The following is a 6,525-nucleotide window of genomic DNA, read 5'->3' on the forward strand; positions in this document are numbered from 1 at the left end:
TGCGCTGCATCACGCCGGCGCAGGGCTTCCCGCTGGTGCTGCAGCGCGCCGAGCAGTTCGTCCAGCCGCACGTGGCGCTGGTCGGCGATGCCGCGCACGTGGTCCATCCGCTCGCCGGGCAGGGCATGAACCTGGGTTTGCGCGATGTGGTGGAACTCGGGCGGGTGATGGCCGACAAAGAGTCGTTCCGTTCGGAAGGGGATTTGCGCCTGTTGCGCCGCTACGAGCGCGCGCGCGCTACCGATCTGCTGTCGCTGACCGCCGCCACGGACGGCCTGCACCGGTTGTTCTCGCTGCCCGGCTCGCCGGCGCGTGTGGTGCGCAATCTGGGGATGCGGGCGGTGGGCAGCCAGGGGCTGATCAAGCGGCTTCTGATCGGCCACGCGCTCGGGTGATGCAAGCCGGAAGAGGCGAATCCACAAACGAGCCACAAACGAGCCACAAACCAGCCCATTAACGATTTACCATTCACGAATAAGCCGACACACTGACCGGCGCATCGTTTTCCTGGAGTCACTATGTTCCAAATGTTCCGCCGCCGTTCCGCCCGCTTCGCCGCCATCGCGGCTCTGGCTAGCGGCGTGGGCGCCGCCGGCTATGCCCTGCACGCGCTGGCCGCGGACGAGCCGGGTACGGATCGCATCAAGGCGTCGATCCAGAAGATCCTGGGTAGCCGCGCCGAGGTCAAGAGCGTGACCAAGGCGCCGGTGCCAGGCCTGTACGAAGTCAACGTCAGCGGCCAGCTTGTCTACACCGACGCCACCGCTCGCTACATCATCAACGGCGAACTGATCGACACCAAGACCAACACGAACCTGACCGAGGAGCGTCTGGCCGAGTTGAACAAGATCAAGTGGTCGGATCTGCCGCTGTCGCGCGCCATCAAGTGGACCAAGGGTGACGGCAGCCGCACCGTGGCGGTGTTCTCGGACCCGAACTGCGGCTACTGCAAGAAGATCGAGCAGACCTTCCAGCAGATGGACAACATCACGGTCTACACCTTCCTCTATCCGGTGCTGTCGCCGGATTCCACGGTGAAGGCAAAGCAGGTGTGGTGCTCGGCCGATCGCACCAAGGTCTGGCGCGACTGGATGCTGAACCACGTGGCGCTCACGGGCAACGGATCCTGCAAGACGCCGGTGGATGAGAACCTCGAGCTTGGCCACAACCTGAACATCACGGGCACGCCAGCGGTGTTCTTCTCCGATGGCACGCGAATCCCTGGAGCCGCCGACGCGGCCACGCTGGAACGCAAGCTCGCCAGCCTGAAAAAATAAACCCGACGCCGGACCCCATCCGGCTGTATGAAGCGGCCGGTTGCTACCGGCCGCTTTGCATTTCCGCGCCCCGGATTGATTTCGAAAACGACGACGAAAACGGAGACACCATGACCTTCCAGGCCCTGTTGCTGACCCAGACCGATGGCACGACGCACGCGGAGATCGCGCGGGTCGATGAGAGCCAGTTGCCCGCCGACGGCAACGTGCTGGTCGAGGTCGACTACTCCACGATCAACTTCAAGGACGGACTGGCAATCACCGGCCGTTCGCCCGTGGTGCGCAAATGGCCGATGGTGGCCGGCATCGACGGCGCGGGCACCGTGCTGCAATCGGCCGACCCGCGCTGGAAGGCCGGCGACCGTGTGGTGCTGAACGGCTTTGGTGTCGGCGAGACGCATTGGGGCTGCCTGGCCCAGCGCGCGCGGCTCAAGGGCGAGTGGCTGGTCCGCCTGCCCGACGCGTTCACCACGCGCCAGGCCATGGCGATTGGCACGGCGGGTTATACGGCGATGCTGTCGGTGCTGGCGCTCGAGCGCGGTGGCGTGAATGGACCTGTGCGTCCCGGCGATGGCGATGTGCTCGTGACCGGCGCATCGGGCGGGGTGGGCTCGGTGGCGATAGCGGTGCTGTCGAAGCTCGGCTATCGCGTGACCGCATCGACGGGAAAGACGTCGGAGGCCGACTTCCTGCGCGCGCTGGGTGCGGCGGAGGTGATTGACCGCGCCGAACTCGGCACGCCGGGCAAGCCGCTGCAGAAGGAGCGCTGGGCAGCCGTGGTCGACTCCGTCGGCTCCTATACGCTCGTCAATGCCTGCGCCCAGGTGCGGTATGGCGGCGTGGTCACGGCATGTGGACTGGCGCAGGGCATGGATTTTCCGGCTTCAGTGGCACCGTTCATCTTGCGTGGCGTGACGCTGGCCGGCATCGATAGCGTGATGGCGGCGATGCCGCTGCGCGAAACCGCGTGGAAGCGTCTGGCGCAGGATCTGGCGCCAGACCGGCTGCAGGCCATCACGCGCGAGATCCGGCTGGCGGAGGCCATCGACGCGGGACGCAAGATCGTCGAAGGCGGCATGCGCGGACGCGTGGTGGTCAACGTCAACGGCTGAAGGCGGCGGTTGCCGCGCACTGGCGTCCCGGGCCGGTCCGGGACGTGACGCTACAATCGTGACCATGACGCCGATCCGCTACGCCATCGCCCCGCTTCATCCGGAAGCCCACCTGTTCGCCGTCACCGTGACGGTGGATGTTCCCGATCCCGCTGGCCAGGTCTTCACGCTCCCTGCGTGGATTCCGGGCAGCTACATGATTCGCGACTTCGCCCGCAATATCGTCCGCATACGGGCCGATGCGGGCGACGTGGCGGTGCCGCTGACCAAGCTCGACAAGCAGAGCTGGCAGGCCGCGCCGCTGGCGGCGGATGCCGGGCCGCTCGTGGTCAGCTACGAGGTGTACGCGTGGGATTTGTCGGTGCGTGCCGCGCATCTCGATACCACGCATGGCTTCTTCAATGGCAGTTCGGTGTTCCTGCGTGTGGTCGGGCAGGACGATGGTCCGTGCCTGGTCGATATCCACGCGCCCGCGGGCGAAGCCTATGCCGACTGGCGCGTTGCTACGGCATTGCCCGAGGCGCGCGGCCCCGGTGGCGCGCGGCGCTACGGCTTCGGACGCTACCAGGCTGCCGACTACGATGAACTGATCGACCATCCGGTGGAGATGGGCACGTTCGCGCTGGCCAGCTTCCGCGCCTGCGGCGTGCAGCATGACGTGGTCTTTACGGGCAAGGTGCCGCAGCTTGACCTGCAGCGTGTCTGCCGCGACCTGAAGAAGATCTGCGAGGCGCAGATCAAGCTGTTCGAACCGCGCTCGGCCCGCGCGCCGATGCTCGACAGCAACCGCCGCTACGTGTTTATGACGATGGTCACGACCGACGGCTATGGCGGCCTGGAGCATCGCGCCAGCACGGCGCTGATGTGCGCGCGCAACGATCTGCCCGCGCGCGGCGACAGCGAGGCCAGCGAGGGGTATCGCACCTTCCTGGGCCTGTGCAGCCACGAGTATTTCCACACCTGGAACGTCAAGCGGATCAAGCCGGCGGCATTCGTGCCCTATCAGCTCGAGAGCGAGACCTACACGCCGCTGCTCTGGCTGTTCGAAGGCTTCACGAGCTACTACGACGATCTGGTTCTGGTTCGCACCGGGCTGGTGACCGACCAGCAGTACGTCGAGATGCTGGGCAAGACCTGGAACGGCGTGCTGCGCGGCAGCGGCCGCACCAAGCAGAGCGTGGCGGACAGCTCGTTCGATGCCTGGACCAAGTACTACCGCCAGGACGAGAACGCGCCGAACGCCATCGTCAGCTACTACACCAAGGGTTCGCTGGTGGCGCTGGCGCTGGACCTGACGATCCGCGAGAAGACGCGCGGCCGCAAGTCGCTCGACGACATCATGCGCGCGCTATGGCAGCGCTACGGGCGCGACTTCTACGCGCCGGGCGCCGCGCAGCGCGGCGTGACCGAGGCGGAGGTCTACGCGTTGTTCGATGACGTCACCGGTCTGAAGCTCGGCGCCCTGCTGCGCGCGCTGACCGAAGGCACGGGCGAGATCGGACTGGTGCCGCTGTTCCGCGCGTTTGGGGTCAAGGCGGAAGTCCAGAAACCGGACGGCACGGCCGCGCTCGGTATCAAGACCGCCAAGCAGGACGGCTGGGTGCGCGTGAGCCAGGTGCTCGACGGTGGGGCGGGGCAGAAGGCCGGGCTGTCGGCGGGCGACCTGCTGGCCGCCGTCGATGGGCTGCGCGTGGCGCCGGGTCAGCTTGAAAAGCTGCTCGGGCGCTACCGGGCAGGTGATCGCGTGGAGCTTCACGTGTTCCGGCGCGATGAACTGCAGGTGTTGCCGGTGACGCTGGCGCGCGAGCCGGCGGTGCAGTACAAGGTGTCGGTGGAAACGGGCAAGCATGTCGGGAGAGCGCGCTGGCTCGGCCAGTAACCTGCATGTCACCCTGCTGTCGTCGCCCTGGCGACGGCAGGGCTCCCCTTTGACCCGGCCGACCCGGCATTTGTAATCGCCCCCCATGGAATACGCGCACGATCCCCGCACGTTCCTCTACTCGCACTACATCTACCGTGGCCTGCGCTCGGCCACGGGGGTCATCGGCATGACGCTGCTGGCCATGCAGTTCATGGACCTGCCCAGCGCGATGGTCGTCTCGATGGGCGCGCTGTGCACCAGCCTGATGGACCTGCCGAGCCCGCTGAACCACAAGTTCAACGAGATGCTGGCTAGCGTTCTGCTCTGCACGGCGGTGACCGTGGTGGTGGCGCTGGCCACGCCGTTTCCGCGCGTGATGCCGTTCGTGCTGGTGCTGGTCACGTTCCTGGCCGGCATGATGACGGTCTACGGCAACAAGACCATGCCGTTGCAGTTCTCGATGCTGTTCGTCATGACGCTGACGATCAACGAGGAATTTGTCGTGCGCACGGCCTTGTCTCACGCGGGACTGTTCGGCGTGGGCGCGCTGGGCTACTTGCTCTATGCGATCAGCGTGGCCTGGTTCATGGAACGCCGCACGCGGCAGCAGATCCTGGCGGAGTCGCTCTACGAGATGGCGGCCTACCTCGACATCAAGGCGGGGTTCTACGACGCTGGCACCGACTACGACGAGCTGTTCAACCGGCTGGTGCGCCAGCAGATCGTGGTGGCTGAGCGCCAGCAGGCCGCGCGCGACATGGTGCTGCGCGGCAACAAGACACCGTTCGATGGTCTGCTGGTGCGGGTGCACCTGCGCATGCTGGAGCTCTACGAGTATCTGCTGTCGACCAATACCGACTATCCGCTGCTGCGGCAGACGTTCGGCGGCACGCCGGTGCTCGACGCGTTGCGCCGGCTCGTGCTCGGGCTCTGCAAGGACCTCGAGGAAATCGCCTACGACATCACGCGCGGGCGGCCGTCGTACAGCGCGTACGACTACGCGGCGGACCTGCGCGCGGTGGAAAACGAGATCGCCCAGCTGCGCCACCTCAATGTGTCGGCCTCGGCGATGACGGCACTGGTCGATACCTTCGACATGATTCGGGGCGCGGTCACGCTGATGGGGCAATTGCACGAGGCTTCGCGCACGCCGGTGGAGCCGGCGCAAGTGCTGCCTGGTTCTGACATGACACCGTTCCTGACGCGCCAGAAGTACGAACTGGGCGTGGTGCTCGACAGCCTGAATTGGCGCTCGCCGGCGTTCCGGTTCGCGGTGCGCATCACGCTGGCGGTGGGAACCGGGCTATTCCTGGGCGAGCATTTGCCGTACGCGTCGCACAGCTACTGGATCCTGCTGACCATCGTGGTGATCCTGAAGCCGAACTTCAGCATGACCAAGCAGCGCTACAACGATCGTCTGATCGGCACGCTGATCGGCTGCATTATCAGCGTCGGCATCCTGCACTGGATTCATGCGCCGCTAGTGCTGCTGGGCGTGCTCTATCTGGCGCTCGTGGCCAGCGCGGCGTTCTCCACGATCAAGTACCGCTACACCGCGATTGCCGCCTGTGTGCAGGTGCTGATCCAGATAAACCTGCTGATTCCGGGCAGCCAGACGGTGGTGGGCGAGCGGCTGGTCGATACCGTGATCGGCGGGATCATCGCGTCCGTGTTCAGCTTCGTGCTGCCGAGCTGGGAGTACCGCGCCATTCCGAAGCTGGTGGAAAACGTGCTTCAGGCCAACCGTCGCTATATTGCGGCTACGCGGGATCTGCTGCTGCGCAAGGCGCAGGACGACTTCGCATACCGCGTGCAGCGCAAGCAGTTCATGGATGCGCTGTCGGCGCTGATCTCGTCGTTCCAGCGCATGCTCGACGAGCCGCGCAGCCGGCAGCGCGCGGTGGATAACCTGAGCCGCTTTATCGTGCAGAACTACCTGGTGGCCGCGCACGTGGCCGCTGCCCGGATCCAGGTGCGGCAGCACTACGGCGAACTGGATGTGCCCGCAGCCGAGGCCTCGATCGAGCAGGCCACCGAGGCAGCCGTGCGGTCGTTGACGCTGGCCAGCGAGCGGCTGGCGGGCCAGGAACGGCATGGGGCGCGTGGCGCGGGATTCATCCGCACACCGACGGAGGCGGCGGTGGCCGGCGTGGGCATGGTCCATCAGAGCGCGCCGTCGTCGGCCACGGATACCACGGAGGACGATGCGAGCGAGCGCCGCGCGCGTATCGCGGACTCGGCGGACCGGCGCAAGGCCGAGGTGCTGGCGCAGGCC

At 66.3% G+C, this 6,525-nt stretch carries 5 protein-coding genes; all 5 read left to right on the plus strand.

What is annotated here, in order from left to right:
- Nucleotides 1-395, plus strand: a 395-nt coding sequence (locus D769_RS19745; protein WP_008648687.1) for an FAD-dependent monooxygenase, incomplete at its 5' end; no start/stop codon positions are given.
- 123 nt (nt 396-518) lie between these two features.
- Entirely contained in the window at nt 519-1,277 is a 759-nt protein-coding gene (locus D769_RS19750; RefSeq protein ID WP_008648688.1) for a DsbC family protein, read from the plus strand.
- A gap of 110 nt (nt 1,278-1,387) precedes the next feature.
- Nucleotides 1,388-2,389 (plus strand): MDR family oxidoreductase, encoded by a 1,002-nt coding sequence (locus tag D769_RS19755; RefSeq protein ID WP_008648694.1) that lies wholly within the window; start codon nt 1,388-1,390, stop codon nt 2,387-2,389.
- Between the two features lie 64 nt (nt 2,390-2,453).
- On the plus strand, nt 2,454-4,268 hold the full coding sequence (locus tag D769_RS19760; RefSeq protein ID WP_008648697.1) for a M61 family metallopeptidase: 1,815 nt from the start codon (nt 2,454-2,456) through the stop codon (nt 4,266-4,268).
- 85 nt (nt 4,269-4,353) lie between these two features.
- The coding region (locus tag D769_RS19765) for an FUSC family protein (protein ID WP_008648698.1) at nt 4,354-6,525 on the plus strand (2,172 nt) is incomplete at its 3' end.

Origin of the sequence: Cupriavidus sp. HMR-1, from assembly GCF_000319775.1 — a bacterium.
GTDB classification, from domain to species: Bacteria; Pseudomonadota; Gammaproteobacteria; order Burkholderiales; family Burkholderiaceae; genus Cupriavidus; species Cupriavidus metallidurans.